This is a genomic window from Hyphomonas sediminis, from assembly GCF_019679475.1.
GTDB lineage: Bacteria > Pseudomonadota > Alphaproteobacteria > Caulobacterales > Hyphomonadaceae > Hyphomonas > Hyphomonas sediminis.
The window spans coordinates 1,321,202-1,347,428 of the sequence record NZ_JAIEZP010000001.1; the positions used below are offsets into that span (position 1 = coordinate 1,321,202).

Below are 26,227 nucleotides of genomic sequence, written 5' to 3' on the forward strand. Positions count from 1 at the left end.
ACGGACTCGGGGAAGAGAAGAGGAGACGCCCATGGCTTTTGACGCAGCGGCAAAGCCCAGGACATGCATCATCGGCGCCGGTTGCTCCGGCTTTACTATGGCCAAGCGCCTGAAAGACAAGGGCCTGCCCTACGACTGCTTTGAAAAGTCGGACAATATCGGCGGCAACTGGTACTATAACAACCCCAACGGGGTGTCCTCCTGCTACCAGTCCCTGCACATCGACACGTCCAAATGGCGCCTCGCCTTCGAGGATTACCCGGTCCCGAAAGACTGGCCCGATTTCCCTCACCACGCCCAGCTCCTGCAATATTTCCACGACTATGTGGACCATTTCGGCCTGCGCGAGACGATCACCTTCAACACCTCGGTCGAGGATGTCGCTGATCTGCCCGGTGGCCGTTACCGCGTCACCCTCTCGACCGGCGAAACCCGCGACTATGACGCCGTTGTCGTTGCCAATGGCCACCATTGGGATGCGCGCACGCCCACCTATCCGGGCGAATTCACCGGCTACCAGGTCCACTCCCACCATTACCGCGACCCGTTCGAGCCCTATGATTTCCGCGGCAAGCGCGTGATGATCGTCGGTGCGGGCAATTCGGCGATGGATATCTCCTCCGAGCTGTCCCAGCGTCCCATCGCAGACAAGCTGTTCATCTCCATGCGCCGCGGCGTCTGGGTGATGCCGAAATACATGCATGGCCGCCCCGCCGATAAAGCCGTTCTGCCCGCCTGGATGCCTGCCAAACTGGGCCGCTCGCTCGCCAAGAAAAGCATCCGCAAGGCGATCGGCGAGATGGAAGATTACGGCCTGCCCAAGCCCGATCACGAGCCGCTCGAAGCCCACCCCTCTGTCTCCGGAGAATTCCTCACCCGCGTCGGTTGCGGCGATATCCTCCCCAAGCCCGGCCTCGAGCGTTTCGAGGGCGACACGGTCGTCTTCACCGATGGCACGCGTGAGAAGGTCGACGCCATCGTCTGGGCCACCGGCTACAATGTGACCTTCCCCTTCTTCAAGCAGGACGAACTGACGCCGAAGGAAAATGCTTTCCCGCTCTACAAGCGCATGGTGCAGCCCGGCCGCGAAACGCTGTTCTTCCTGGGCCTGGCCCAGCCCCTGCCGACGCTGGTTAACTTTGCAGAACAACAGTCAAAGCTGGTAGCCGCCGCGCTCGAAGGGCGCTACGCTTTCCCCTCGAATGCGGACATGGCGCGCATCACCGCCGAGGATGAACAGATGTATCTGGGTCATTTCTACGACAGCCCGCGCCACCGGATGCAGGTGGACTTCAACACCTATGTGCGCGACCTCCTGAAGGAGATCGAGCGCGGGGCGAAACGGACAAAGGTCGGCGCATGAGGGCAGGGACGATAACGCTGGCTTTGCTGGCGCTTCTCCTGCCTGCCTGCGCCTCGTCGCCGGGCCCGTATCGTCCCTCTCAAACCATCCTGCGTATGCCCCCGGTGGACTATGGTCCGCCGGGCGACGCGCGCAATCCGCCCCAGGGCCCGTTCCAGCCCAACGCCTATCTGCGCACATGTCCCGGCATGCGCGTCTCCAATGCCCCGCCGCTGGATACCGAGCGCTGGATCATCGACTTCAAGCCCATCATCGTTGCCTTCGGCGTGGTGCTGGCCACCGCGCCCGTCAATGATGTCTGCCTTGCCTCCGGTTTCGGCCTGCGCAATGGGCGCGTGCATAATGGCATAGACCTGACCAACCGCCCGCCCGGCCTCATCTATTCCGGTGCTCCCGGCCGCGTGGTCGAGGCGCGCACATCCTCCGGCTACGGGCTGACGGTGGTGATCGATCATGGCCAGGGCGTCTACACGCGCTACGCCCATATGGATTATCTCGCCCCCGGCATAGCGCCGGGCGTTGCCCTCGGCTTCGGCCATCCCGTCGGCCAGATGGGCGCCAGCGGCAATGCGCAGGGGCCTCACCTGCACTATGAAATCCTTACCGGGAATATCGACAATCCGAAGGGCTCCTTCGGCCTCGTCGCGCACGATCCGTTCAGCTTTCCGGCTTATGCACCTGTCGCGTCGCCCGGTTATTAGTCTGGCTATTAGTCTGGCTATTAGTCTGGCTATTAGTCTGGCCATTCGTCTGGCGCATGTTCAAATCGTCTGAGCTTGGGGGAGCAGGGGACAATCATGAAACAGGCATTTTCACCCGCGCTTCTGGCGCGCGCCTATGCTGATCCACTGGCCTGGCTCAATCTGGCCGTCGATCTGCTGCCCATCTGGGCGGTGCTCCAGTTCGGCTGGGGCGCCACGCCGCTGGTCGCGCTCTACTGGCTGGAAAATCTCGTCATCGGCGTCTTCACGGTTTTGCGCATGGCCGGCGCGGGTGTGGCGCAGGTTGCGGAAAAAGGCGCCGCCATGCTCGCCGGGTCGCTGTTCCTGGCGGCCTTCTTCTGTGTGCATTATGGCGCCTTCTGCTGGGGGCATGGCGTGTTCCTGTCGGTCTTCGTTGATCCGCAGATGGGCTTTCCCTCGCCGCAAAAGCTGCTCGCCTGGGCGCTGGGCACAGGTGCCCATATGCCGCTTTTCCTCGGCGCCATCGTCGCGGCAAACCTTGTCTTCTTCCTGGTCGATTTCATTGGCCGGGGTGAGGCGCGCCGCACGTCGCTGGAGGCCGAAATGGCCGCCCCCTATGGCCGCATCTTCACGCTGCACGTCGCCATCATCCTCGGCGCCATGTTCGCCTTCGGCGCGGGCGACCCCCTGATCGGGGTATTCTTCCTCATTCTCATCCGTGTAGTCTTCGGCGTCTTCCTCTCGGTCCGCCGCTGCCTGCGGCGCGATCGTCTTCAGGCGGAAGAAATGCCCGCATGACAGGGGGCAGGGCGCGTGCAGGAAGGCAGGGATCAGCCATGAACAAGACGCTCTCGCTGATCGCCCGCGCCTATCAGGACCCTCTCTCCCGCATCAGCCTCGCAGTGGATCTCCTGCCCATCCTCGCCATCTTCGCTTTCGGCTGGGGCGCCGCGCCGCTCGTCGCGCTCTACTGGCTGGAAAATCTTGTCATCGGCGCCTTCACCCTGCTGCGCATGGTCTCCACGGGCTTTTACAATCGCGGCATGTTCGCGCTTTTCCTGTTCACCGGCCCGTTCTTCTGCGTTCATTACGGCATCTTCTGCTACGGCCACGGCCTCTTCCTGCGCACGCTTTCCGCCCCGAACGACCCCGGCACGAGCTTCACCGGCCTCATCGAATGGGCGCTTGCCTCCGGCCCGTGGATGCCCGCCTTTTTAGCCGCCATCATCGCCGTCAACGCCGCCTATTTCGCGCTGGACTATATCGGCCGGGGCGAGGCGGCGAAGGCAAACCCCTTTGCCGAAATGTTCATGCCGTATGACCGGATCATCACCCTCCACGTCGCCATCATCCTCGGCACGATGCTCACCCTCGGGCTGGGCCAGCCCCTCCTGGGCGTCCTGCTTCTCCTCACTCTCCGCGTCGCCTACGGCCTCCTCCAGGCCACCCGCCGCCGCAAGAAACGCGATGCTCAGCTGGCGGAGGGTGTGGAGCTTGCCACCGTCTGACCCCGCTCATCCCCGCGAAGGCGGGGATCTCACAAGGTAAACCCCACGCGAGCGCCCACTCCGTCTTGCACCTTCCCCTCAGCAAAGCGCAACCCAATCCTCCCCCGTTCACGGGGGAGGTGCCCAAAGGGCGGAGGGGGCCTCGAAGGTCACAAAAATCGCACCGCCCTTTCCCGAAAGAAGGCCAGCCGCCACAAACCAGTTGGCAGCCCAACACTAACCCCTCCACCACACGCGACGCGCAAAGCCCGTCCGAGTGCGTATCTTTTGGGCGCAAGAATTTCAGCGAGTTGCTATAGAAGCAATTTTGAGCCATTTTTAAGATCAGTGTTCGAAGAAACGCGTGCTGCGCAGCATGGGGATGTATGGATTGGTTCGATAGCGGGCGAGTGCTGGTGTTTTTTCAAACGCTGCGCATAGAATCAGTCGGCACGGGAGTGCAAATTGTTCTGACTATGCTTGCGGCGTTGTTGGGCGCAGCGGCGGCAGATTATTTCAATAGGCGATCAGAAGAGAAGCGGCGTTTGGCTCGCCTGCGATCCCTTGCTATTTCTTCCATGTTCAAGGTTTCCAAAGCGGCCAATCTCGCAGTGAATATTAAGCGACAGTTGTTCGCCTCAATCCCGGAAGACGCTGCGATGCGCGACTATTGGCAGTTCGTGACGCCCATGATTTCGTTCAACGACAACTTGAGGGAAATTACCGACGAGGAGTTCGAGTTTTTACTTGGAGATCCGAATAATGTTGTTGCCTACAAAGCTCTCGAGCTCATTGAACTAATGCAAACAAACGTGAGTGCTTTGCACGAGTATTCAAAGATTCGGAGCAACTTGGCTCTGGAGCTGGATCCGTTCATTGGCGAGCTAAATATGGACACCATGCACATCACCACTGAAGTTCCAACTTCGCGACCGGACCTTCTGCGGAAGATTGGGGAGGTGTCAAACCTTTGCGTATTGCTGCGAAGCAATATTTTAGAGGCGATTAAACTCGCGAACGAAACCTCCGATTTGATGAATAATGTGATGCCATCGCTCTCCAAAAATCCTAAGTTCGAAAAAAGGTTGCCTACGGACATTGAAGCACTTGTACCAGAAGGTATCGACCCCAATTGACGCCCCCCGCGCTCTCGCCCATCCCTTTCCGTTAAACACAGGGAGCGCGCCATGAACCCCATCCTCATTCTCGATTATGCGGGCATTGCCGTGTTTGCCGCTACCGGGGCGCTGGCCGCCTCGCGCAAGCAGCTCGACATTATCGGCTTCCTCTTCTTTGCCGCCTTCACCGGGGTAGGGGGCGGCACGGTGCGCGATCTCATTCTTGGCGTGCCGGTCTTCTGGGTCGTCAATCACGACTATCTGATGATCTGCCTCGTCACCGCCGCGCTCGTCTATTTCACGGCCCACCTGTTTGAGTCCCGCTACAAGCTGCTCCTCTGGCTCGATGCCATCGGGCTCGGCGCCTATTGCGTGTTCGGCGCGTGGAAGGCGCTCACCGTCACCGGCTCGCCGGTCATCGCCGTGGTCATGGGGGTCATCACCGCCAGCTTCGGCGGCATCCTGCGCGACCAGCTGTCCGGCGAGCCCTGCATCCTCCTGCGCCCGGAAATCTACATCACCGCGGCCCTCGCCGGGGCGGCCACCTATACCGGGCTGCACATGGCCGGGCTCGAAGGCATGGTCGCCGCCGTGCCCGCCGCGATCGTCGCCTTTGCCATCCGGGGCGGGGCGATGAAGTTTGGCTGGTCGATCCCCCTCTACAAGAGCCGGCCGGGCCGCCCGCCCGAGGAGATCAGCTGAAAGGGGCCGGAATGTCCCGGATTTGTCCCAAATCGTCACTGGTTGTCCTCTGATTGACACGCAGATGCCTCAAAAAGGCATGGTTGGACGGGAAATGGGCAATGCCGGATGCATGGCTGCTCTTCGGATTGAGAAAGTTGACGGGTGATGACGCCCGGGGCAGTGTGCGCTGAAATCTGTAACCAGAAGGCCCCTTTATGGCTGATACGACGACGCCCGCCCTCTCCACCGGTAAACGCGCCAGCACCAAGGCGGCAAACCGCCGGGCTATCCTCCAGGCGGGCCGCCAGGTCTTCGCGCGCATCGGCTATGAGGCCACCACCGTGCGGGATATCATCCGCGAGACGGACCTCGCTGCGGGAACTTTCTACAATTATTTCAAGTCGAAAGAAGAAGTCTTCCAGGCCATCGCCGAGGATTCGACCCATCGTTTCCGCGATCGCCTCGCCGATGTCCGCGCCACCGCGCAGAGCCTTGAAGACTATATGGAACACGCCTACCGCGCCTATTTCGGCTTCATCGCCCGCGATAACGAAGCCGCCATCGCCAGCGGCGCGCCCCACATCGCCCTTATCGGCGTCCGGGTCGATACGCCCGAAATGCAGGCCGTCGCCCAGGAAATCCGCGCCGATCTCGAACACGTCCTCTCCCGTCAGGGCACAACTCCTGCGGTTGACACTGAATACCTCGCCGCCGCCGCCATCGGCATCGCCCGCGAGATGGGCGACTATATGCTCAAGCGCCGCCCGGTGGATGTCGAAGGCGCCACGTGCTTTGCCTGCACGCTGCTGCTCTCCGGCCTGAAGGCGCTCGGCCGCCCGGATTGATCCCGCCGCCGGGGAACCCCTTGGCGCCGCGCGCAAATGGCGTCACTTTCCTCCTTGAGAGAAAGATAAGGGAGGAATTCCATGAGCCTTCAGCGCGTGATCGCAAAGGCGATCGCCAGCCTGCCCGGCGGCATGATTGTAAAGATGGCTGGCGGCGAGCCGTTGACGGTCGAAGGCCGCACGCTTGAGCCCCAGCTCCAGCTGATCGCCTGGAACGGCCGCAATGCCCCGCCCATGTCCACCCTGCCGGCAGAGATGGTTCAGGAAGCCGTCAAAGCCCAGCTTGCCCTGCTGGCAGACCAGCCTCCGGGTGGTGTCGGCATTGAAGAATTCTCCATTCCGGGGCCGGATGCCAACCAGATCCCCGTGCGCCTTTACCGGCCCGCCTCGCAGGACCCGCGCCATCCTCTGATGGTCTACTTCCATATGGGCGGCGGCGTGATCGGAGACATGGACACCTGCCACGCCTTTTGTGGCATGCTGGCCCAGGGCGCCCAGGCGCCGATCCTCTCGGTGGATTACCGGCTGGCGCCCCAGCACATCTATCCGGCGGGCCTGAACGATTGTTTCGCGGCCTATAAATGGGCCGTTGCCAATGCCGAGAAATTCGGCGCGCCAGCCGGGAAGGTGGCCGTAGGCGGGGATAGCATGGGCGGAAACTTCTCCGCCATCATCAGCCAGCGGATGAAACGCGAAGGCGGCCCGATGCCGGCGCTGCAGCTGCTGATCTATCCGGCGATCGACATTTCGAAGCACTATCCTTCCAAAACCAGCTTCGCCAACACCTTCTCGCTCAGCCAGGACACGATGGACTGGTTCATGCGGCAATATCTGCCCGAGGGCTTTGACTATACCCATCTGAATGTGTCCCCCGGCCAGGAAACAGATCTCTACGGCCTGCCGCCCACCATTGTCGTCACCGCGGGGCATGACCCGCTGGTGGATGAAGGAGACGAGTATGCCGAGCGGCTGAAAGCGGCCGGCGTGAAGGTGCAGCACAAGCGTTATGACAATCTCGCCCACGCCTTCACGGCCTTCACTTTCATGTCGCCGGGCAGCCGCGCGGCCTGCGCCGAAATTGCCCGCATGGTGCATGACAGTTTCGCGGCGCGCCGCTGATGAGGTCGCTTGTTGTCAGTGAGCTTGCCTCGGAATTTGCCGGCACGGGCCTCCAGGATCTGCCGCTTCCCCAGCCAAAGCCGGGCGAGGTTCGCGTTGCGGTGAAAGCCGCCAGCCTCAACTTCCCAGACCTTCTGATGACGGAAGGAAAATACCAGCTGAAGCCGGAGCTTCCCTTCACGCTGGGTATGGAGCTGGCCGGTGTCGTCGATGCCGTGGGCGAGGGCGTCTCGCAGTTCTCCGTGGGCGATGAAGTCGCGGGCGGCAGCCGCATCGGCGCCTTCTCCGAATACATCGCCATGCCCGCTGCCGGCCTGCGCAAGAAGCCCGCCGCGCTCAGCTTCGCCGAAGCCTCTGCCTATGGCGCGGCGTACCTGACGGCCTATGTGTCGCTGGTCCGGCGCGGCAATCTCCAGCCGGGCGAAACGCTGCTGGTGCATGGCGCCTCCGGCGGCGTCGGCATGGCGGCGGTGGAAGTGGGCAAGCTGCTGGGCGCCACCGTCATCGCCACTTCGGCGTCGGACAAGAAGCTGGAAACCGTCAAGGCGCGCGGCGCCGATCACGTCATCAACGTCAACAATGGCTTCCGCGAAGAGGTCAAGGCGCTGACCGGCGGTCGCGGCGCGGATGTGATCTACGATCCTGTCGGCGGCGATGTGTTCGATGAGAGCGTGCGCTGCATCGCGTTTGATGGCCGCCTGCTGATCATCGGCTTCACCTCCGGCCGCATTCCCAGCGTCAGCGTGAACATGCCGCTGATCAAGGGCTTCTCGGTCGTCGGTGTGCGGGCGGGCGAATATGGCCGTCAGTTCCCGGAAAAAGGCCGCGAGAATATGGAAGCCATCTGGAAATGGGCCGAAGAAGGCAAGGTAAAGCCCTGCATCTACGCCGAAGTCCCTCTGGCTGACTGGCGCCGCGCGTTCGACATGATGCGCAGCCGCGAGGTCGTCGGCAAAGTGGTGCTGGTGCCGTAAGGCGGCAAGGCCCACCCCGGTCTCTCGGAGGTGGGCCTGCCTGCCATATCGGGCTTAAACCGTACGTTTGGCGCGGTCTTTCGCATTGGTCGCTTCAATGGCGTCGCGCGCGGCGGCCCATTGCTCGTCGCCCCAGGCGGTCAGCATGCTGAAGTTTCCGCCCGCCGCATTATAGGCGGCTCCGTCGATGGCGATCGTCTGTCCGTTCACATATTCTGCGCCCGGCGCCATCAGGAAGGCGGCCAGATTGACCAGCTCATGCATCTCGCCCACGCGGCCCATCGGGTTGGAGGCGCCGCTATCCATCCGCTTGGCGCCCTCGGCGTCCGGTGAAAGGCGTTTGGACATGCCCTCTGTCGGGAAAGGCCCCGGCGCAATTGCGTTGAAGCGCAGGCCATAGCGGCCCCATTCCACGGCGAGCGATTGTGTCATCACATTCACGCCCGCCTTGGACATGGCCGAAGGCACAACGAATGGCCCGCCATTCCACACCCAGGTCGTCAGGATCGAGCAGACGCTGCCGCGCCGCTTCTCGGCGATCCAGCGCTTGCCGATGTCATGCGTCATGTAGAAGGTGCCGCGGAACACGATGTTGGAAATCGCATCAAAGCCGCGGATCGAAAGATCCTCCGTGCGCGAAATGAAATTGCCCGCCGCATTGTTGATCAGGCCGGTCAGCGCGCCGTGCTTGGACCAGATATTGTCGTTCATTTCCGTGATCGCTTCGGCCACGCGGATGTCGCAGGCATGGGGAACCACCTTGCCGCCATGCTTTGCCATCAGCTCATTTGCCGTCTCTTCCAGTACGCCGCCGCGCCGCCCGCAGATATGCACTTCCGCGCCAAGTTTCAGAAAGCCCTCGGCCATTTCCTTGCCAAGGCCGCTGCCGCCGCCGGTCACCAGGATCCGCTCGTCCTTCATCAGGCCATCGCGGAACATCAGCTTTGAAATATCCATTCGGTGTCTCCTCCCTGTCTCGTGGAGGATACTATAGGCCGGGCCTGCTGCGCGGCCAGCGGCGACGTAAGGGCAGGCCGCGCGCGCGCCGCTACTTCCGGAAGGGAAGGCTCACCACGCGCCAGATCACCCAGGCTGGCAGCACAACCAGCGCGCCCGCCAGCGCCGGCTGCCAGAAATTCTTCAAGGCCCAGCCGAGCGCGCTGACGGTCTGTTTCAGGATCGCGCCCAGCGCCCGTCCGGCATTGAAGTCGGGATGGGCCGGATCGAAATTCGCTGCCATCACGAAGAAGCCAACAAGGATGCAAAGCCCCAATAGCTTGATCCCGCCCCAGGGGCTGATGCCGAACAGCCGCGCCAGCAGCGGGCGCCGCTCGGGCGGTGGCTTGTTGACGGTGGCCGGTGCTTCCGCCGCCGGGGTTTCCGGCGGCGGCGCATTGGGCGCGGCATCTGGTGCGGTGGGCGTGGGCTCAGTCATGGCGATCGCAGGAACAGGCTAGTTCGCGGCTGGCGCCTTGGTCACCAGCGTTGTGTGCGGATAGGGAATGGAAATGCCTTCCCGGTCGAACGCGGCCTTCACCTTCTGGAGAATGTCGAACTTCACCGCCCAGTAATCGGTGGCGATCACCCAGCTGCGCGAGGCAATGTCGACCGAGCTGTCGCCAAGGTTCACGACGCGAACGAACGGCTCTGGGTCCTTCAGTACGCGCTCATCGGCTTCGATAATGCGGCGCACGATGCCAATAGCCTTGTCCATGTCATCGTCATAATCGATGCCGAAGGTGACATCGACGCGGCGCCGGTCAAAGCCGGAATAGTTCATGATCACGCCGTCGATAGCCTGGCTGTTGGGCACCATCACCTTGATATTGTCGGGTGTCGCCAGGATCGTCTGGAAAAGGGAAATGTCTTTCACCGTGCCGGCCACACCGGCTGCCTCGATATAGTCGTCCAGCTTGTAGGGGCGAAACACCATGATCATCACGCCCGACGCAATATTGCCCATTGCGCCCTGCATCGACAGGCCAATGGCCAGGGTCAGCGCGCCGAGGATGGCCACAAAGCTTGTCGCCTGCACGCCGAACACCTGCAGCGTTGCAATGGCCACGGCGGCAATGATCGCCCAGCGCACGAGGGAGGCAAAGAAGTTGGCCAGCGTCGCGTCGATCCGCGCGTTCTTCTCCGATTGCCGCCGGACGAGATTGCCCAGCCAGCTGGCCACTCTCAGGCCAACGATCACCAGGATAATCGCGCCGATTACCCGAATGCCGAAGGGCAGGAGGTAAGGGGAGAGCGATTCCCAGAGTGTTTGCGGGTTCATCGGATCGTCCATGTCTTTTCCTTTCTGTGTGCCTGCCGCGTGTCATCTGTATGCGGCATGTATTGCGGGCAAGGGTCCTTCTCTTGCGTTGGGAACTTGGCGGGTGGATCAGGATTGCGTTTCGGGTGGGTCGTAATGGGGGCCGTCATCTTTGAACAGGGGACCGGACTTCTTGGGCGGCTCGTCGTCGGCCTGGTGCTGGTATTCCACCTGGATCGGATAGGGGATGGTGATGCCTTCCCGGTCGAAGGCCTGTTTCACGCCTTTGCGCAGGTCGGCGTTTGTCTGGAAGAATTCGCCTGTCGGCACCCAGACGCGCAGGCGCACACTCACGCTCCAGTCATCCAGCGACTGAACACCCGCCCAGATCGGCATATAGCTGATGATGCTCGGATGCTGTTGCGCCGTCTCCTCCATCACGCGCAGCACCTTGTCGAGGTCGTCTTCATAGGAGACGCCAAACAGCAGGTCGATGCGCCGGTAAGGTTGCATGGTGTGATTGATCAGCGGAGATCCCCACACCTTGTCATTGGTCACCGAGACGATCTTGTTGTCGGTCTGCTTCAGCGAGGTGGTGAAGGGCGTGATGTTGGTCACTTCGCCTTCCAGGTCGGCGAGCGTCACAAAGTCTCCGATCCGGAACGGGCGGAACACCGCCAGCATCACGCCGGCGGCGACCGATTTCAACGTGTCCTGCAGGGCAAGGCCGATGGCCAGGCCCGCCGCGCCCAGCACGGCTGCAAGCGAGGCCGCCGGAAAGCCGAGCTGGATCAGCGCCGTCACGATGGCGATGGCAAAGATCACATATTTGATCAGCGAGGCGGAGAAGGCGATCAGCGTATCGTCGGCCCCGGCATGGGCATGTGCTTTCTCCCCGAACCTCCGCAGGGATTTGGAGATCATGTTCGCGCCCATCAGGGCAAAGAACAGGATCGCCACGGCGGCCAGCGCGCCCGGCCCGCGCGTCTCCACCAGTCTTTGCCAATCATAGCCCGCAAGGCCCAGCGGCAGCGGCGAGAGCAGGATCAGCGCAAAGACGCGCGAGACCGAGGCCGTCAGGTCCCAGGCCGATCCGTCAAAGTCCTTGTCTTTGGGCGACATGCGCTTGCCGGTGAAGCGCACCAGATACTTCACCGCCGTCGCCAGCAGCCAGATCAGCACGATCGACAGGAGCACCAGCCCCCATTTCACGATGTGCGGCCAGGAGAATGCAAGCCAGGCGGGCCAGGTGCTGGTGTCGATGTTCAGGAGCGCGATGATGCGCTGGGTCTCGGTCGGTATGCTCATCCCGCCGGTTTAGCCGGGTTTGCGCCGCGCGTCAGCCTCAGGATCAACAGGATCACCAGGCAGGCTGCCGTCACATGGCCGATCAGGTGCATGCCCGTCTCGGTCCAGTTATGGAAGGCAACGCCAAGGATGCCCCATCCGGTCGCCACGAAATACCAGAGCGTCCGGCTGATGCGGCTGGCAAACACCCAGGCGAATACGCCCGCGCTCAGGATGGCCGACCAGAACATCGGCCAGGGAAAGTCAGTCGGGGCAAGGCCGCTGAAGCTGCGGATGGTCAGCGGAATGGAAATCGCCGTCGCCACCGGTATCCAGCCCGCCAGCAGTCCGCTGGCCGCGTCGCCCACCTTGAAGGCAGGCGAGCTGTCCTGCCCGCGCAGTCCCTCTGCGCGCCGCGCAGCCCACCAGGCGCAGGCGAAGATCGGTGCCAGCAGCAGGAAGTCCAGCGGCTGGTAGACGATCAGCTGCGCGCTCAGCATCCAGACGATATTGCCAAGCCCCGCCAGCAGCAGCGGCAGGCCCAGCGCTTCGGGCCAACGCTCCGGCTTCAGCAGGCCCATCAGCCCGAAGCCGGCATAGGCCAGGAAGATCACGCTCCAGATCGAGAAGAACAGCGGCATCGGCTGCTCCGGCGCGCCGGAATTTGCCGTCGCCGCGCCAATCGGCGTCCCAATCCCGAAGGCCGGCGCCAGCGCCCCTGCAAGGGGTTGCAGGATGCCCACAATCAGGAGGAGCAGGGGAAGGGTACGGCTTTGCATCGGGTCTGGCTCTTGTTGCTTGCCTGCCCAGATATAGGCCGCTGCCCCCCGGCGTCCAGCAGGTCAGCGGCAGGCGGCCCCATCGGTCTCGCACAGCGCCATTACAGCAGAGATCCAGCCCGCATAGCCCTGCAGGTTGGTATAGCGCCCGCTATAGTCGCCCTCGCAGAAATGCCCGGTCGTGCGGTTTTGTTCGACAACGGAGAGAATGCCCACCACCGTCTTGCTGCCATCTTCTTCGGTCACATAGAGCGGGCCGCCGCTGTCGCCGATGCAGGGGCCGGCGCCATTCTCGCTTGCCACGGTGATGGTGGCGGGGCCGGCATGGGTGATCTTCAGGCGCGTGGTCAGCAATTCATTGGAAAGCTGCCCGTCAAACCGCGTCAGGCCCCAGCCCGCCATTTCTCCTGCCGGATAGTTCGCCGGGGCCAGCGGTTTTGCCGTCGCCCCGAAGCGCGCCACCGGCACATTGCCCAGCGCGGCAATCTGCGCCTCATTCATCCTCACCAGCGCAATGTCATTGGCGTAGCCATTGTTCGTGCCCTGATAGCCTGCATGGCAGATGGCGTAGTCTGCCGAAACGCGCTTGGCCTCCGGGCTGCGCAGGTTGGCCGCCTCGCCAATCACGCGCAGCTCGTCAAACGGTTCATCGATGCAATGGGCCGCCGTCACAAACCAGTTGCGCGCAATCCGCACGGCGCCGCAATGCCCGCTGGCGATCGCGCCGGTCGGCTCGGCCCGGCGCGGCTCCAGCTTCACGATGCCCGGAAAAGACCCGAGCGTTGCGGCCAGCGCATTGACGGCTTCCACGCCGGCCACCGGTTCTTCCAGCCCGGTCGCCCCGGCGGCCCTGGCCACGGTCGGCGTTGGCGCGGCCCCATCGGGCAGGCTGCAGATGCCCGCATTGATCGGCCCCAGCGTGGCGGCGCGCAGGGCTGCCGGCATCAGCTGGGCGTCCTCGTCAGGGGCAGGAGCAGTGTCAGGGCCAGGGGCAGGGGCGGCGCCGTCGCCGTCCTCGGCGGTCACGCCCTCAGCCGGGGTCTCCTCCACCGCCACGTCTTCCGCCGCTGCCGCTTCAGCCTCTGCGGCCTGTTCAGCCTCCGCCTGCTCAGCGGCAATCTCTTCGGGAGTCGGCGTCAGGTCGGCCTCGGTATAGCCGCCGAATGTGTCATCCTCGGCCTTGGTTTCCGGCGCCGCCGGGTTCAGGCCCGGCAGCAGGATCTGGTCACAGGCGGCAAGAAAAATCGCAAGGCCCGCAAGGGCCCCCAGGCTGGTGCGTCGCATTTCCGATGGTCCCCTTCTGAAGGCATCGCTTTGCGCCATAAAGGCTGCTGGCCGGGGGCGGGTCAACAGGCCGTGTTTTGGCCCTTCAAACTGCCGCATCAGGCTTGCCCCAAGGGCCTACCTGCCTAAACTCGCCCCCAGTCGAGGAGACCTGACCCATGCCCAAATTCCGCGCAGCCCTTGCGGCGCTGTCCCTGTCGATTCCCCTTAGTTTTCCGGCGCTTGCCCAGGAAGGTGGAACCACTGAAGCGATGCAGCGCGCGCTGGCCGCCGGCTGGAAGGCCACGTTCACCTGTTCGGGCCTGTTCGTTGCGGGGCAAACCCTGCAGGAACTCGACCGGAACGAGCTTGCCGGCATCTATCCCGATTATGTCCGCGATTATGACCAGCTTCCCGCGGCCAAGGTCGATCAGGCCCGCAAGCTGGTCTCGGTGGACTATGCCGTTGGCATGCCGCCCCGCATGGCCGCCTACCGCCCCGGCTATGGCTGCACCCAGCTTCCCATCGGCGCCACCGAAAAGGCGGTCGACTTCCTGCCGCGCTACGCCTCCTGGCCGGAATACACCACGCCCGACCGGGGCAGCGCCATCGGCTCCAACGTCAAGGTCGAGCTACGCCTGGAAGAGGCCCAGCGCCTCGAAATGCCGGTAACCGCCGCCTTCGACGAAACCACCTATGGCGTCGGCACGCGCACCAGCTCCGTCGTCATCGTGCGCGATGGCCAGGTTGTGGCCGAGCGCTATGCCCGCGGCGTCGAGCATGAAACGCCCCAGCGTACCTGGTCGGTCGCCAAGTCGATCAGCGCCACCCTTGTCGGCGCTGCCCGCCGTCAGGGGCTGATCGATATTGATTATCCCGCCGTCATCGCCGCCTGGAACAAGGGGGCCGATCCCCGCCGCGAGATCACCATCCGCGACCTGCTGCACATGGCCAGCGGCCTCGATAGTGGCGAAAGTGGTTCGCGCACGGACCGTATCTATTTCGGCGGTGGGCGCGTCGTCGATCAGGCCGCCGGAAACCTGCTGGAAGTCGAGCCCGGCTCGCGCTTCAAATACGCCAATAACGACACGCTCGTCGCCATGCGCGCCCTGCGCGAGGCGATGAAGGATGACGCCCTCTACCATCGCTTCCCGTATGAATCGGTGCTCCACAAGATCGGCGCCGTCCATACGACGCTGGAGATCGACTGGAACGGAGACTTCCTCTCCTCCAGCCAGGTCTGGTCCACGGGCCGCGATCTTGCCCGCATCGGCCAGCTCTACCTGCAGGATGGCATGTGGGCGGGCGAGCGTCTGCTGCCTGAGGGCTGGGTGCAGTTCGTCTCCACGCCTGCGCCGGCCCAGCCCGCCGATGGCGCCGGCTATGGCGCGCAGTTCTGGCTGATGAATGATAATCCGGGCGTTCCCGAAGGCACCTTCTACGCCGCCGGCAATCGCGGCCAGTATATCGTCATCCTCCCGGCACTGAACACGGTCGTCGTCCGTCAGGGCTTCGATGTGATTGGCGGCGCCCGGTTTGACGTGAACCGTTTCACGCTGGACGTGACGCGCGCCCTCCAGGCCGCCGATCAGGATCGCGCGCTCACCTCCGAAGCGCTCACCCGGGCTGCTGAAGAGGAAAACGCCAGGAACCCGCCCCGCGAACGTCCGGGCCTGCGCGGTAACTGGTAAGTCCGGAAACAGAAACCAGAGACCAGAGCAAGGAAGCCGCCATCGTGCGGCTTCCTTCGCATCTGCCGTCAGGGTTGGGCAGGCGGGGGCGTGTGCGTCACTGTCAGGCCGATCAGCTTGAACACCTCCGACGGGTCGGTTGCCGTCATGCCGCCATTGTCCAGCGCCTCGATGCTTGCCGCCGACACCGGCTGGCTGGGCGCAACGGTCACGGCAATCGTGCCGCCTTGGTTGATGAAGTCCACCATGCGCATCATCCAGTCGCGCGCTTCGGGCAGCTCCTTGGCAAGTTCGCCGCTGCCCACCGTCAGGGCTCCGGCTGCAAACGCGCGCACCGATTCCGGCGTGCCGTCGGCAAAGCCTGCCAGCATCGGCTCGCTTGCGGCGCCGATCTTGGCGCCTTCGATCACGAGGTTGGAAATCGTGTTCAGGCCGCCGGCGTCCGTCAGGCTCCAATGGGCGCCGATCAGGGCAAATTCCTTTTCCATCACCGCGTCCAGCGCGGCCTCATCCAGCGTGCGCCCGTCTTCGCCAAAGGTCGGCACCAGCTCGGCGAAAGAGGGCAGGTCCATCTCGACCTTCCAGTCCTCATTGAACAGGCCCGGCGTCTGGGCGTTGCCATTGGCCAGCATGTGTCCGGTCTCGCGGTTCCAGCCGAAGCTGAACACGCCGTCGGAGGAAATCCGGGCAAGGCCCGCCCGTTCCAGAACGCCGATCATTTCAGCCGGCGTCGGCCCATCAATCGGCTCGTCCGACAGGGCCACCAGCTTGTCCGCGACAGACAGGATCGAGGCTAGGTCGAGCTGGAAACCTTCATAGGACATGTCGATCTTTTCCGGGAAGAACCAGCTGAACTGGTCCGCCGAAAAATCCGCCTTGCTCAGTGCAAGGAAGGGTTTTCCGTCCAGGTCGAATGTCAGGTCCTTCAGCGTGTAGCGGCCAAGGCTCCAGCCTTCCAGCTCCGTAATCGGCGGCATCTCGCCCCGCTCGCCCCATTCCAGCAGCGGCGCCAGCTTCAGTCCCGTCCAGCTGGTATAAGCGCTCTTGCCGCTCATCCGCATGCCGGGAAACTTCGCGCCCAATTCCGGGTCCGGGCTCTCCATCGTCATGTCGAACACTGCGCCGGTCTGGATCATCGCGCCGATATTGCCCCGGTCATACCCCTGGTACAGCTGGCGCTCATACCCGCTCGTCATCGTCGAGCCGATCACGTCACTGTTCGTAACCTGATCAATTTTGGCATCGACCAGCAAGAGGTCGCCGAGCGAGAAGCTGCGCATGATCGCCGAGAGGGTGCCGATGGCCTTCTGGTCTTCACTGGCGCCTTCTGCCGGGCTGTAGAGCCAGGGGTGCAGCGTCAGCCCGTTCAGCACCAGCCGGCCTGTGGTCAGCTTCACGCTCTGTTCGGTCATCTCGCCCGGCCCCAGGTCTCCGGCCGCATTCGGCAGTGCCTTGATCGCGGCGCTGGTATCCTCCACGGAGAATGCCAGCCCGCCAAATTCGATCCGGTCAAACACGCGCAGCGTCTGGTCCATGGCCCGCCCCTCAAGGCGCGCTTCCAGCGTTTCAAGATCGAAATTCCAGAGCAGCACTTCGTCCGCCGTCAGTGTGATGCCGTCTGCCGCGTCGGCTGCCGGAACGAAGCTGACAGTCTCCAGCTTGTAGGCGCCCGTTGCCGCGTCCGGTCCTGCCGAGGCATAGGTCAGCTCGCCCATCTCGCTCAGGAAACCGGTCAGCTGCTGGACATCGAAATCCGCCACGGCCCCCGGCGCCGGGCGCGCCAGTGCCTGCGCGAACAGGGTTTCGGCGTCCGTCCCCGTTTCCGTAATGCCGGCCCCCGGCGGCGTGCCTTGTCCGCAGGCGCTCACGCCCGTTACCAGAACCAGCGCCGCAGCCGCGCCCCCGAAAGCAGAATACCAGGCCATGTCGTTCACCCCGTTGTGTCACCGCTTACGGATCTGGCGGCAATGCGGGGTGGAGGCAAGATCAATCTCGCCTTTTCCGCTCAGGGCGCGCCAAAACCAGACGGCGTCACTTCCACCAGATTGGAAATCCGCCGCCGTTCGGACTGGCTGAAAGGCTGCATCATGGCCGAGCCCGCCAGGTCCAGCGCAAAGGTGTCGATATGCGTGCGCCCGTCGGGGGCCGCCTTGCAGGTCACCTTCATGTTGAAAGTGTTCACCTTCGCCACCGCCACCGGCTTGAATGCCTTGGGCGCGGAAAGTTCATAGGTCAGCATATAGCCGGTCGCCTTGTCGAAAGTCGCCGTGCCGGTCAGGTGCTTGACCACGTCTTTCATGTCGTCGTCCTCGCCGGGCAGGGGCTTGAAGCTGTAGGTCGCCGTCTTCGCCGTTTCCGAGGCGCGCTTTGCCGTCGCCGGAATGTTTTCCATCAGATTGCTGCACCAGATGTCACCCTTGGTTTCGGCCTTCAGCTTCTCGGCCCGCTTGGCGGCCTCCTTGTCCAGCGCCGAAGCATCCGGCGTCATCGACACCACACGGCTATTCTCCGGCCGCGCCTGGTCCACCTTCAGCACGAAGTTCTGGCTGCCATCCTCCACCGCCAGGTCAAACCGGTAGGCCGGGCCGTCCTTGGACATCTGGCGCGCTTTCTCCAGCAGCGTATCGGCAGAGGCCGGCAGGCAGAGCGCCGCAAGTCCGGCAAGCAACAGGGCAGGGCGCATGATCGGTTCCTTAGGGTTGAACAGCGTCTGCAAATTCTTCTGTCTTTGCGAAAATTGGAAGAGCCAGAATTCACGCCTTGCCCTAGTTTAATCTTCGCCATGGCCGATAGCGCTCCTCCCCAGTTCCGCCTGCCGCCCGCCTTCGAGGCGTGGTTTGCCGCGCGCGGCTGGTCGCCCCGGCCCCACCAGCTCGCCCTCGCGCAGGCCTCGCTTGCCGGCGAAAGCGCGCTCCTCATCGCGCCCACCGGCGGGGGCAAGACCATGGCCGGCTTCCTCGGCAGCCTGATCGAACTCAGCGAAACTTCTTTTCCTCCCCCGCCTGCGGGGGAGGTGCCCCAGAGGGGCGGAGGGGGAAGGCCCAGCAGTGCCGGTTCCCAATCTGCCCCCCTCCCAAGCAAGGCGCAGGCGCAGCCGCCCCTCGCCGCAGGCGAGGGAGCAGCGGCGAGCAATCTGAACAAACGCCCTTCCCTCCACACGCTCTATATCTCGCCGCTCAAGGCCCTCGCCGCAGACGTGCAGCGCAATGTGATGACGCCGGTCACCGAGATGGGCCTCCCCCTCCGCATCGAAACGCGCACCGGCGACACCGCCACCCATGTCCGCCAGCGCCAGCGTAAAAACCCGCCCGACATCCTGCTCACCACGCCTGAACAGCTCGCCCTGCTGATCGCCTCCGATCACGCCGCCAGCTTCTTTGCGGACCTGCGCTGCGTCATCATTGACGAGATCCACGCCATCGCCCCGTCCAAGCGCGGAGACCTGCTCGCCCTCGGCCTCGCCACGCTCGCCGAATGGTCTCCCGCCTGCCGCTTCCTCGGCCTCTCCGCCACCGTCCGCGACCCCGCCCAGCTCGCAGACTGGCTGAACGTCCGCCGCCCCGCCACGAACAATAAAAAAACCCCCGTCCGCATCATATCCACCCCCTCCACCATCGCCCCCGACATCTCCATCCTCGTCTCGCGCGAGCATATTCCGTGGTCGGGCCATTCGGGCCGGTTCGCGGTTGGCGAGGTCTACGAAGCCATCCGCGACGCGACGATGACGCTCGTCTTCGTCAACACGCGCAGCCAGGCCGAGCTTCTCTTCCAGGAGCTGTGGGCGGCGAATGAAGATGGCCTCCCCATCGCCCTCCATCACGGCTCGCTCGCCCGCGAGCAGCGCGAGCGTGTCGAAGCCGCCATGGCCGCGGGCCAGCTCAAAGCCGTCGTCTGCACCTCCACCCTCGATCTCGGCATCGACTGGGGCGAGGTCGATCTCGTCATCCAGATGGGCGCCCCCAAAGGCGCCGCCCGCCTCATCCAGCGCATCGGCCGCTCCAACCACCGTATGGATGAAGCCTCCAAAGCCCTCCTTGTGCCTACAAACCGGTTTGAAGTCCTCGAATGCCGCGCCGCCGAGGCCGCCGTGGAAGCGGGCGAGATTGATGGCGACGGCCCGCGCTCCGGCGCGCTCGACATTCTCGCCCAGCATGTCATGGGCCGCGCCTGCGGGGAGGGGTTCCAGCTCGCCGCCCTGCATGAGGAAATCCGCCGCGCCCAGCCCTATCGCGATCTCGACTGGGAAACCTTCGAACGCATCGTCGATTTCGTCGCCACCGGCGGCTACGCGCTCAAGACCTATGACCGGTTCCACCGCATCGTGCGCCGCGCCGATGGCCTCTGGGTCGCCCGCACCCCGCGCGACAAACAGGCCCACCGCATGAATGTCGGCGCCATCGTCGAAGCCCCCATGCTGAACATCCGCCTCGCCAGTTTTGCTGGTCGAGGCGCGGTGCAACCTTCTTCTCCCCCGCCTGCGGGGGAGGTGCCCCGCAGGGGCGGAGGGGGAAAGCCTGGCAGCGCAGCTTCCCAGTATGCCACCCCCACAAGCAAAGCGCAGGCGCAGGCGCGCTCCGCCGCAGGCGGAGCAACAGCGCCGAGCAACACAAGCAAAGCGCAGGCGCAGCGGCCCCGAGCCGCAGGCGAGGGAGCTGCCGCGAGCAAAACTACAATAAGAGCCGGTCGCAAGCTCGGCGAAATGGAAGAATACTTCCTCAGCCTGCTGACATCCGGCGACACGTTCCTCTTCGGTGGCGAAATCCTCCGTCTCATCGCTGTGGATGGCATGGACGCCCTCTGTACGCGCGCCCAGTCCGACAGCCCGGCCATCCCCACCTATAATGGCGGCAAGTTCCCGCTCTCCACCTTCCTGGCAGATCGCGTGCGCCACATGATCCACAATCCGGAGGAATGGAAACACCTGCCAGACCCTGTGCGCGAATGGTTCGAGATCCAGGAGATGCGCTCGGTCATTCCGCCGCCGGATCATCTGCTCGTGGAAACCTTCCCGCGCGCAGACCGGCATTATCTCGTTTCCTATCCCTTCGAGGGCCGGCTCGCGCATCAGACGCTCGGTATGCTGGTCACCCGGCGGCTGGAGCGGGCAGGGGCAAAGCCCGTCGGCTTCGTCGCCAGCGAATACGCCATGGCCGTCTGGGGCATGGAGGATATGCGCGGGCTGGACATGGACGCCATCTTCCATCCGGACATGCTGGGCGATGACCTCGAAGAATGGCTCGATGAAAGCGCCCTGATGAAGCGCACCTTCGGCCACTGCGCCCAGATTTCCGGCCTCATCCACAGAAACCTTCCGGGATCGGAGAAAAACTCCCGTCAGGTCACCTTTTCAACCGATCTCATCTTCGATGTCCTGCGCAGTCATGAGCCCGACCATATCCTCCTGCAGGCCACCCGCGCCGACGCCGCCACTGGCCTCCTCGATGTGCGCCGCCTGTCGGACATGCTCGCCCGCATCCACGGCCATATCGTGCATCAACGGCTGGACCGGATCAGCCCCTTCGCCGTGCCCGTGATGCTGGAGGTTGGCCGCGAGCCTGTCTTCGGCGCCTCCGCCATGGAAGCCATCCTCCGCGAAGCTGAAGCTGACCTCATCCGGGATGCGATGGGCTAGGGCAAATCCCGCTCAATTGGGCGCAGGTTTCAGCCATCCGCGATAATGTGCCACAAGGCCAATCATCGGCAGGCGGATGGAAACGTCAAACCGGCAGGCCCCATCCTTGTCCACGCTTTCATGCGTCTCACTCACCGGCAACAGGAAGCGCGGCAAGGGGATGCCCGCCACGCGCCCGCCGGTCACAGGAAAGGCCAGCCGCCCGTTTTCAAGGCTCAGCGGAATGGAAAACGCCATCGCGCCAAATCGCTCGCGCACCATGCCCGGCGGGTCGCCTGCCACCCGGCGCAGATGCGAGCGGAACCGGCGCGGCCCGAAAGCGCGCGTCCAGGTCTCGCCGTCGCTCGTCCGCCGCATCGTCACGGTCACCGGCACGTCGCGCCCTGCGCGGCCAGGTCGGCTGCGCCTGTGTCGAGCGCCCGCGGCGTTCCGCCCGCTTCCCGGCAGAAGGCTTCCGCCGCCGTCAGGCTTCGCCCGGCAACGATAACGTCCGTATACCCAGATTTGACCAGCGCCCGCGCCAGCTTGCCGCCAAATACGCCATATCCGCCAATGATGAGAATGCGGCTGTTCAATCGGTTTCCCCTGTCTGGCAGGAAGTGTCAGATAAACCTCCCGGCTTGAACATGCGTCACTTTCTCGTGCCGCCTGTGCGGGCTTGTCCATCAGGCGGTCGGAATAATACCCAATCAAAACAGTTCGTTGAAACTATCTCGCATCAACTTGTCCACGCCCCGCAGCGTGCCCCTATACTGCCCGGCATGAGCGATCTTCCTCTGCCTCCGGATGATGAGATGGGCCCCGGTGCCCTGATGAGCCAAGACGTGCTGATGGGCCCAGACGTTTTGATGGGCATGGCGACCAGTCTGGTGCTCGGCCTCATCACGCTTGCCCGCGCCGCGCCGGCCTGCTCATCCTTCGCCGGTTTGTCGTGCCTGCCGAGGCCACCGTGCGCCGCGCAATCCTTGTCGTCGCGTCCACCCTGCCGCTGCCTGTTCACAGGCCGCGCGCCGAAGGACAGGCACCGCCCCGAAATCCGCCGCCCACCTCGCTACAATCCGCCCGCCGGCCAGTCTTCTGCCTGACAGAGCCGGTAAGGCCCCCTCGCAAATCCAGCGGCCCCGCCACCGCCTTGCCGCGCATCACCATTCTGGACGACGCCGCCTTGCAGCCGCGCCCGCCAAAGAAAGATCCGGCAGCGGACGATCGCGCTCTCGCCGTCGCGCTTCAGCGCCGCCTCATCGCCCTTGAAGACGCCTACGCCGATCCCGTCCGCCAGGCCCGCCGTTATCTGCGCCGCCGCGTGCGGGAAGGGGCTGCCGCAACGCCCCGCGTCCCGCTCGCTTTCTTTCGCATTCCCGGCAGCGGTCCGCACATGCCCCCGCGCTTCCGCGAAGTCCTCTCGGCCCTCAACGGCATGGCGATGGAAACCCTCCTGCCGCCGCCGGACTCCTCCTGAAGTCTCGCCGCAATCTAAGCTGCTCTGACCGGAAGGCTCCCGCCTCGCCGGGCAAAGCTGCTGGCGCGCGGGCGCTAGAGCAAAATCCGCTCAAGTGGGCACCGGTTGAGCGGAAGAGTTTGCGACAAATCAAGAAGCTAGGGCAAGCGATCTGATCCCATCAGATCGCTTGCCCTAGAGCTGCGCGTCCACCAGCGCCTGCGCTTCGGGCAGGTGCGCCGCGCATTCTGCTGGCACGCCCAGGAAAGGCGCCTGATTGAAATAGATCCGGCGGCTCACCTGATACTGCATGTCCTTCATGATCTGCGCTTTCACGCTCTCGGTCGGCCCCAGCTTCAGCGCCTCCAGATAGTCGCCCATCGCGCATTGCGGATATGCCATCGGCCAGTCGCCAATGAAGATGCCCCGCAGCGATCCGCGCCGGTAAAGCGCCTCGGCTTTTTGCGAAGGGGTAATGTCGCTGCGCGCGGCCAGTTCGGTCAGCGCCGCGTCGGCCTTCACCTCCGGCTTGTGATTGAAGTGCGCCGCCTGGAGCAGGGGGCGGAATTCTTCATAGGTCAGCGGGGTCACCGTCTCGGCGGGCGCGGCTGGTTCAGGCGCCGAAGCGCACGCGGCGGCGGTCAGGGCAAGGCTGGCAATGACAAGGGATCGGAGCATGACGCAAATGCCTCATTCGGTTTCTGAAAAGGATCGGAAAAGCATAGAAAAGCCCCGAAAAGACATAAAACCCCTGTTCCGGGGTAGGCTGCGGCGCCCCGTTGACCCGCGCCCCGCAACGCCGCAATCCTGCGCCCATGACTACCGCCGCCAGCGCCCTGCCAAAACAGACGCTGCTCCACCTTGCCGGGGAGCTGCTGACCCCGCTGCCCGAAGGCGCCCTCTGGTGGGCCGCGCGGCGCCTGCTTGTCGTGTCCGATCTGCACCTTGAAAAAGGCTCGAACTACGCCGCCTCCGGCCAGATGTTGCCCCCTTATGATACGGGCGCCACCCTCTCGCGCATCGAAGCGCTCTGCGCCGCCCTCGCGCCGGAAACCGTCCTCTCCCTCGGCGACAGCTTCCATGACCGCCAGTCCGAACACCGTCTTCCGCCCCCCTATGCCGACCGTATCCGCGCGCTGACCGGCGCGCATGACTGGGTGTGGATCGAAGGCAACCACGATCCTGATCCCCCCGCCCATCTGGGGGGCAGGGCCGCCAGGGTGCTGCGGCTGCAAGGCCTTGTTTTCCGTCATGAACCTGAAGGCGAGGCAGGCGAAATTGCAGGCCACCTCCATCCCGTCGCCAAGGTCGCCGGGCGGGGCCGCTCCGTCCGCAGGCGGTGCTTTGTCTCCGATGGCGCCCGCCTCGTCATGCCCGCCATGGGCGCCTTCGCCGGCGGGCTCAACATCCTCGATCCTGCCTTCGGTCCCATCTTCCCGGAAGGCTGCATGGCCTTCGCCATCGGCGAGGGCCGCGTCTATTCCCTGCCGCAGAAACATCTGATCCCGGATGTCCGCCCCGGCGGCGCCAGCGCCGGTGGCTGGCGGCTCTGAGGCCGTGCGGGCACACGCCGCAGTTGCAAACTCGCGCGGCGCACTTTAGCGTCTCTTAAAGTACGGACGCCCGCAAATCGTCGCGCCCGCCAGCGATGTGACACCTAAGCTCCTTACGACCCTGCGGTCCTACAACCTGAAACTGTTCGCCGCCGATGCCTTCGCCGGCGTCACGGTGGCCATGGTTGCCCTGCCGCTCAGCCTCGCCATCGCCATCGCCTCGGGCGCAGATCCCGGCGCGGGCCTCGTCACGGCGATTGTCGCAGGCTTCCTCATCTCTGCCCTCGGCGGCAGCCGCGTCCAGGTCGGTGGCCCCACCGGCGCCTTCATCGTCGTCGTCTATGGCGTCATCGCCCATCACGGTTATGACGGCCTTGTTCTGGCCACGCTGATGGCCGGCGCCATCCTGCTGGTCGCCGGTTTCCTGCGCGCGGGAAATCTCATCCAGTTCATTCCAGAGGCTGTCGTTAATGGCTTCACCATGGGCATCGCCATCATCATTGCCGCCAGCCAGCTGAAGGACCTCTTCGGCTTGCAGGTCGATCATCTGCCGGCGGATTTCCTGCACAAGCTGCCCGCCTTGTGGGAGGGCAGGGCAAGTTTCAGCCTGGCCGCCTTCGGTATCGGCCTCTCCACCCTCCTGTTCATCGTGCTGTTCCGCCGCCTCGCGCCCCGCTGGCCCGGCCTCATCGTCGCCGTCGGCATCACCTCGGCCACCGTGGCGCTGCTGCACCTGCCGGTGGAGACGATTGCAGACAGGTTCGGCGCGCTGCCCTCCAGCCTGCCTGCGCCCGCCTTTCCCGATGTCAGCCTCGCCCGCCTGCAGGAATTGCTGCCCTCGGCGCTGATCATCGCCTTCCTCGCCGGCGTCGAGTCGCTGCTCTCGGCGATGGTGGCAGACCGGATGATCGAAGGCCATCACCGTCCGAATGCGGAGCTGATTGCCCAGGGTGCCGCCAATATCGGCTCCGGCCTGATGGGCGGCCTGCCCGCCACAGGCGCCATCGCGCGCACGGCCACCAATGTGAAGGCAGGCGGCAAAACGCCTGTTGCGGGCATTGTCCACGCGTTGACGCTGCTGGTCATCCTGCTGTTCGCCTCCGGCCTTGCCGGCCAGCTTGCCCTGCCAGCGCTGGCGGGTCTGCTGCTGCTTACGGCGTGGAATATGAGTGAGCCGCACAAATGGCGCGAATATGCCCGCCTGCCACTGGAAGACCGGTTCCTGCTCCTCCTCACGCTCGTGCTGACGGTGGTTGCCGATCTTACCATCGCCATTGGCGCGGGCGTCGCCATCGGCCTTGCCCTGCGCCTGCGCCGCCGTCATGTGCCCCCGGCAGACTGGACGCCGCCAAAGCGTTGACGATAGGCATTTATTCCTGTTAGGAATAAATTCCGATATATCAAATGCTTCCGGGCAGGCAGCTTCCCATGCAACACAAAGACATCTGGCGCGGCATCGATCTCCTCGCCGCCCATCACGGGCTCAGCCCCTCCGGCCTCGCAAAGCGGGCCGGGCTTGATCCCACCGCCTTCAATCCGTCGAAACGGGAAGGGGCCGATGGCCGCCCCCGCTGGCCCACCACGGAAAGTCTCGCCCGCGTGCTCGATGCGGTCGGCTCCGGCTTTGATGATTTTGCCGCTTTGGTCGAAGGCCGCCGTGGCGGATCGGCGCCGCTGATCGGCTTTGCGCAGGCCGGGCAGGATGGCTTCTTTGATGACGCCGGTTTCCCCGTCGGCGGCGGCTGGGAGGAAGTGCGCTTCCCCGGCCTCGGCACGGAAACAGTCTACGCCCTTCAGATCAGCGGCGATTCGATGGAGCCGGCCTATCGCGCGGGTGACCGCATCATCGTCGCCCCCGGCGCACCGGTGAAAATTGGTGACAGGGTCGTTGCCAAAACCACTGCTGGCGAGGTCATGGCCAAGGTTCTGGCGAAACGGAATGCCCGCACGGTTGAACTCGCTTCGCTCAATCCGGACTATGCCCCGAGGGAATTCCGCCCGGCAGAGATTGCATGGATTGCGCGCATCCTCTGGGCGAGTCAGTAAGCGGGCAA

At 64.1% G+C, this 26,227-nt stretch carries 26 protein-coding genes; 15 read left to right on the forward strand and 11 right to left on the reverse strand.

Annotated elements, in window-relative coordinates; translation table 11 throughout:
• The first annotated feature begins 31 nt into the window (after positions 1-31).
• From K1X12_RS06655 to K1X12_RS06695, 9 genes are all read left to right on the forward strand, one after another.
• Positions 32-1,363 (forward strand): flavin-containing monooxygenase, encoded by a 1,332-nt coding sequence (locus K1X12_RS06655; protein WP_220986834.1) that lies wholly within the window; start codon positions 32-34, stop codon positions 1,361-1,363.
• Complete coding sequence (locus K1X12_RS06660) at positions 1,360-2,064, forward strand: M23 family metallopeptidase (RefSeq protein WP_220986835.1); 705 nt, start codon at positions 1,360-1,362, stop codon at positions 2,062-2,064. Before K1X12_RS06655 ends, K1X12_RS06660 begins: the two co-directional genes overlap by 4 nt.
• Positions 2,065-2,160: 96 nt before the next feature.
• Positions 2,161-2,844, forward strand: a complete 684-nt coding sequence (locus K1X12_RS06665) for a DUF6498-containing protein (protein ID WP_220986836.1) — start codon at positions 2,161-2,163, stop codon at positions 2,842-2,844.
• A 38-nt stretch (positions 2,845-2,882) separates the two neighbouring features.
• Complete coding sequence (locus K1X12_RS06670) at positions 2,883-3,554, forward strand: DUF6498-containing protein (RefSeq protein WP_220986837.1); 672 nt, start codon at positions 2,883-2,885, stop codon at positions 3,552-3,554.
• A gap of 365 nt (positions 3,555-3,919) precedes the next feature.
• On the forward strand, positions 3,920-4,669 hold the full coding sequence (locus tag K1X12_RS06675) for a hypothetical protein (protein WP_220986838.1): 750 nt from the start codon (positions 3,920-3,922) through the stop codon (positions 4,667-4,669).
• 51 nt (positions 4,670-4,720) lie between these two features.
• Positions 4,721-5,353: a trimeric intracellular cation channel family protein gene (locus K1X12_RS06680; RefSeq protein ID WP_220986839.1), complete on the forward strand. Its 633-nt coding sequence runs from the start codon at positions 4,721-4,723 to the stop codon at positions 5,351-5,353.
• A 197-nt stretch (positions 5,354-5,550) separates the two neighbouring features.
• Positions 5,551-6,180 carry a TetR/AcrR family transcriptional regulator gene (locus tag K1X12_RS06685; RefSeq protein WP_220986840.1) on the forward strand — a complete coding sequence of 210 codons (630 nt, stop codon included), beginning with the start codon at positions 5,551-5,553 and terminating at the stop codon, positions 6,178-6,180.
• Between the two features lie 81 nt (positions 6,181-6,261).
• A complete protein-coding gene (locus tag K1X12_RS06690; RefSeq protein WP_220986841.1) occupies positions 6,262-7,299 on the forward strand; it encodes an alpha/beta hydrolase in 1,038 nt (345 codons plus the stop codon).
• The gene (locus tag K1X12_RS06695) at positions 7,299-8,273 is read left to right on the forward strand and encodes an NADPH:quinone oxidoreductase family protein (protein WP_220986842.1); all 975 of its coding nucleotides are present in this window, start codon (positions 7,299-7,301) and stop codon (positions 8,271-8,273) included. The genes K1X12_RS06690 and K1X12_RS06695 overlap by 1 nt, the downstream gene beginning before the upstream one ends.
• A 54-nt stretch (positions 8,274-8,327) precedes the next feature.
• Here K1X12_RS06695 and K1X12_RS06700 read toward each other — a convergent pair whose 3' ends face one another.
• From K1X12_RS06700 to K1X12_RS06725, 6 genes are all read right to left on the reverse strand, one after another.
• Positions 8,328-9,230, reverse strand: coding sequence for an SDR family oxidoreductase (locus K1X12_RS06700; RefSeq protein WP_225907901.1), 903 nt, complete (start codon positions 9,228-9,230; stop codon positions 8,328-8,330).
• Between the two features lie 91 nt (positions 9,231-9,321).
• Positions 9,322-9,708, reverse strand: coding sequence for a hypothetical protein (locus K1X12_RS06705; RefSeq protein ID WP_220986843.1), 387 nt, complete (start codon positions 9,706-9,708; stop codon positions 9,322-9,324).
• Between the two features lie 18 nt (positions 9,709-9,726).
• Positions 9,727-10,563 carry a mechanosensitive ion channel family protein gene (locus K1X12_RS06710; RefSeq protein WP_220986844.1) on the reverse strand — a complete coding sequence of 279 codons (837 nt, stop codon included), beginning with the start codon at positions 10,561-10,563 and terminating at the stop codon, positions 9,727-9,729.
• A 96-nt stretch (positions 10,564-10,659) separates the two neighbouring features.
• A complete protein-coding gene (locus tag K1X12_RS06715) occupies positions 10,660-11,838 on the reverse strand; it encodes a mechanosensitive ion channel family protein (protein ID WP_220986845.1) in 1,179 nt (392 codons plus the stop codon).
• Positions 11,835-12,596, reverse strand: a complete 762-nt coding sequence (locus K1X12_RS06720) for a TspO-related membrane protein (protein ID WP_220986846.1) — start codon at positions 12,594-12,596, stop codon at positions 11,835-11,837. The genes K1X12_RS06715 and K1X12_RS06720 overlap by 4 nt, the downstream gene beginning before the upstream one ends.
• Positions 12,597-12,659: 63 nt before the next feature.
• A complete protein-coding gene (locus K1X12_RS06725) occupies positions 12,660-13,880 on the reverse strand; it encodes a S1 family peptidase (RefSeq protein ID WP_220986847.1) in 1,221 nt (406 codons plus the stop codon).
• Positions 13,881-14,038: 158 nt separating this feature from the next.
• On the opposite strand from K1X12_RS06725, the gene K1X12_RS06730 reads away from it, so the two are divergent.
• Positions 14,039-15,550, forward strand: coding sequence for a serine hydrolase domain-containing protein (locus K1X12_RS06730; protein ID WP_220986848.1), 1,512 nt, complete (start codon positions 14,039-14,041; stop codon positions 15,548-15,550).
• A 68-nt stretch (positions 15,551-15,618) separates the two neighbouring features.
• Here the strand turns inward: K1X12_RS06730 and K1X12_RS06735 are convergent, their stop codons facing one another.
• Positions 15,619-17,475: an aq_1923 C-terminal domain gene (locus K1X12_RS06735; protein WP_220986849.1), complete on the reverse strand. Its 1,857-nt coding sequence runs from the start codon at positions 17,473-17,475 to the stop codon at positions 15,619-15,621.
• A gap of 80 nt (positions 17,476-17,555) precedes the next feature.
• On the reverse strand, positions 17,556-18,233 hold the full coding sequence (locus K1X12_RS06740) for a hypothetical protein (protein WP_220986850.1): 678 nt from the start codon (positions 18,231-18,233) through the stop codon (positions 17,556-17,558).
• A gap of 99 nt (positions 18,234-18,332) precedes the next feature.
• Here K1X12_RS06740 and K1X12_RS06745 point away from each other — a divergent pair, with 99 nt between their 5' ends.
• Entirely contained in the window at positions 18,333-21,182 is a 2,850-nt protein-coding gene (locus K1X12_RS06745) for a DEAD/DEAH box helicase (RefSeq protein ID WP_220986851.1), read from the forward strand.
• Positions 21,183-21,194: 12 nt separating this feature from the next.
• Here K1X12_RS06745 and K1X12_RS06750 read toward each other — a convergent pair whose 3' ends face one another.
• Together K1X12_RS06750 and K1X12_RS06755 are read right to left on the reverse strand one after the other, a co-directional pair.
• Positions 21,195-21,557 carry a DUF4166 domain-containing protein gene (locus K1X12_RS06750; protein WP_220986852.1) on the reverse strand — a complete coding sequence of 121 codons (363 nt, stop codon included), beginning with the start codon at positions 21,555-21,557 and terminating at the stop codon, positions 21,195-21,197.
• Positions 21,548-21,757 carry an NAD(P)-binding domain-containing protein gene (locus K1X12_RS06755; protein WP_220986853.1) on the reverse strand — a complete coding sequence of 70 codons (210 nt, stop codon included), beginning with the start codon at positions 21,755-21,757 and terminating at the stop codon, positions 21,548-21,550. The genes K1X12_RS06750 and K1X12_RS06755 overlap by 10 nt, the downstream gene beginning before the upstream one ends.
• Positions 21,758-22,113: 356 nt before the next feature.
• On the opposite strand from K1X12_RS06755, the gene K1X12_RS06760 reads away from it, so the two are divergent.
• Positions 22,114-22,641: a hypothetical protein gene (locus tag K1X12_RS06760; RefSeq protein ID WP_220986854.1), complete on the forward strand. Its 528-nt coding sequence runs from the start codon at positions 22,114-22,116 to the stop codon at positions 22,639-22,641.
• Positions 22,642-22,815: 174 nt separating this feature from the next.
• On the opposite strand, the gene K1X12_RS06765 is transcribed toward K1X12_RS06760, so the two are convergent.
• Entirely contained in the window at positions 22,816-23,298 is a 483-nt protein-coding gene (locus K1X12_RS06765; protein WP_220986855.1) for a hypothetical protein, read from the reverse strand.
• A 137-nt stretch (positions 23,299-23,435) separates the two neighbouring features.
• On the opposite strand from K1X12_RS06765, the gene pdeM reads away from it, so the two are divergent.
• The 3 genes from pdeM to K1X12_RS06780 all read left to right on the forward strand — a co-directional run bounded on the left by pdeM (position 23,436) and on the right by K1X12_RS06780 (position 26,219).
• Positions 23,436-24,173 carry a ligase-associated DNA damage response endonuclease PdeM gene (pdeM, locus tag K1X12_RS06770; protein WP_220986856.1) on the forward strand — a complete coding sequence of 246 codons (738 nt, stop codon included), beginning with the start codon at positions 23,436-23,438 and terminating at the stop codon, positions 24,171-24,173.
• Between the two features lie 97 nt (positions 24,174-24,270).
• A complete protein-coding gene (locus K1X12_RS06775) occupies positions 24,271-25,533 on the forward strand; it encodes a SulP family inorganic anion transporter (RefSeq protein WP_220986857.1) in 1,263 nt (420 codons plus the stop codon).
• Positions 25,534-25,601: 68 nt separating this feature from the next.
• Positions 25,602-26,219 carry a S24 family peptidase gene (locus K1X12_RS06780; protein WP_220986858.1) on the forward strand — a complete coding sequence of 206 codons (618 nt, stop codon included), beginning with the start codon at positions 25,602-25,604 and terminating at the stop codon, positions 26,217-26,219.
• The last annotated feature ends 8 nt before the right edge of the window (positions 26,220-26,227 follow it).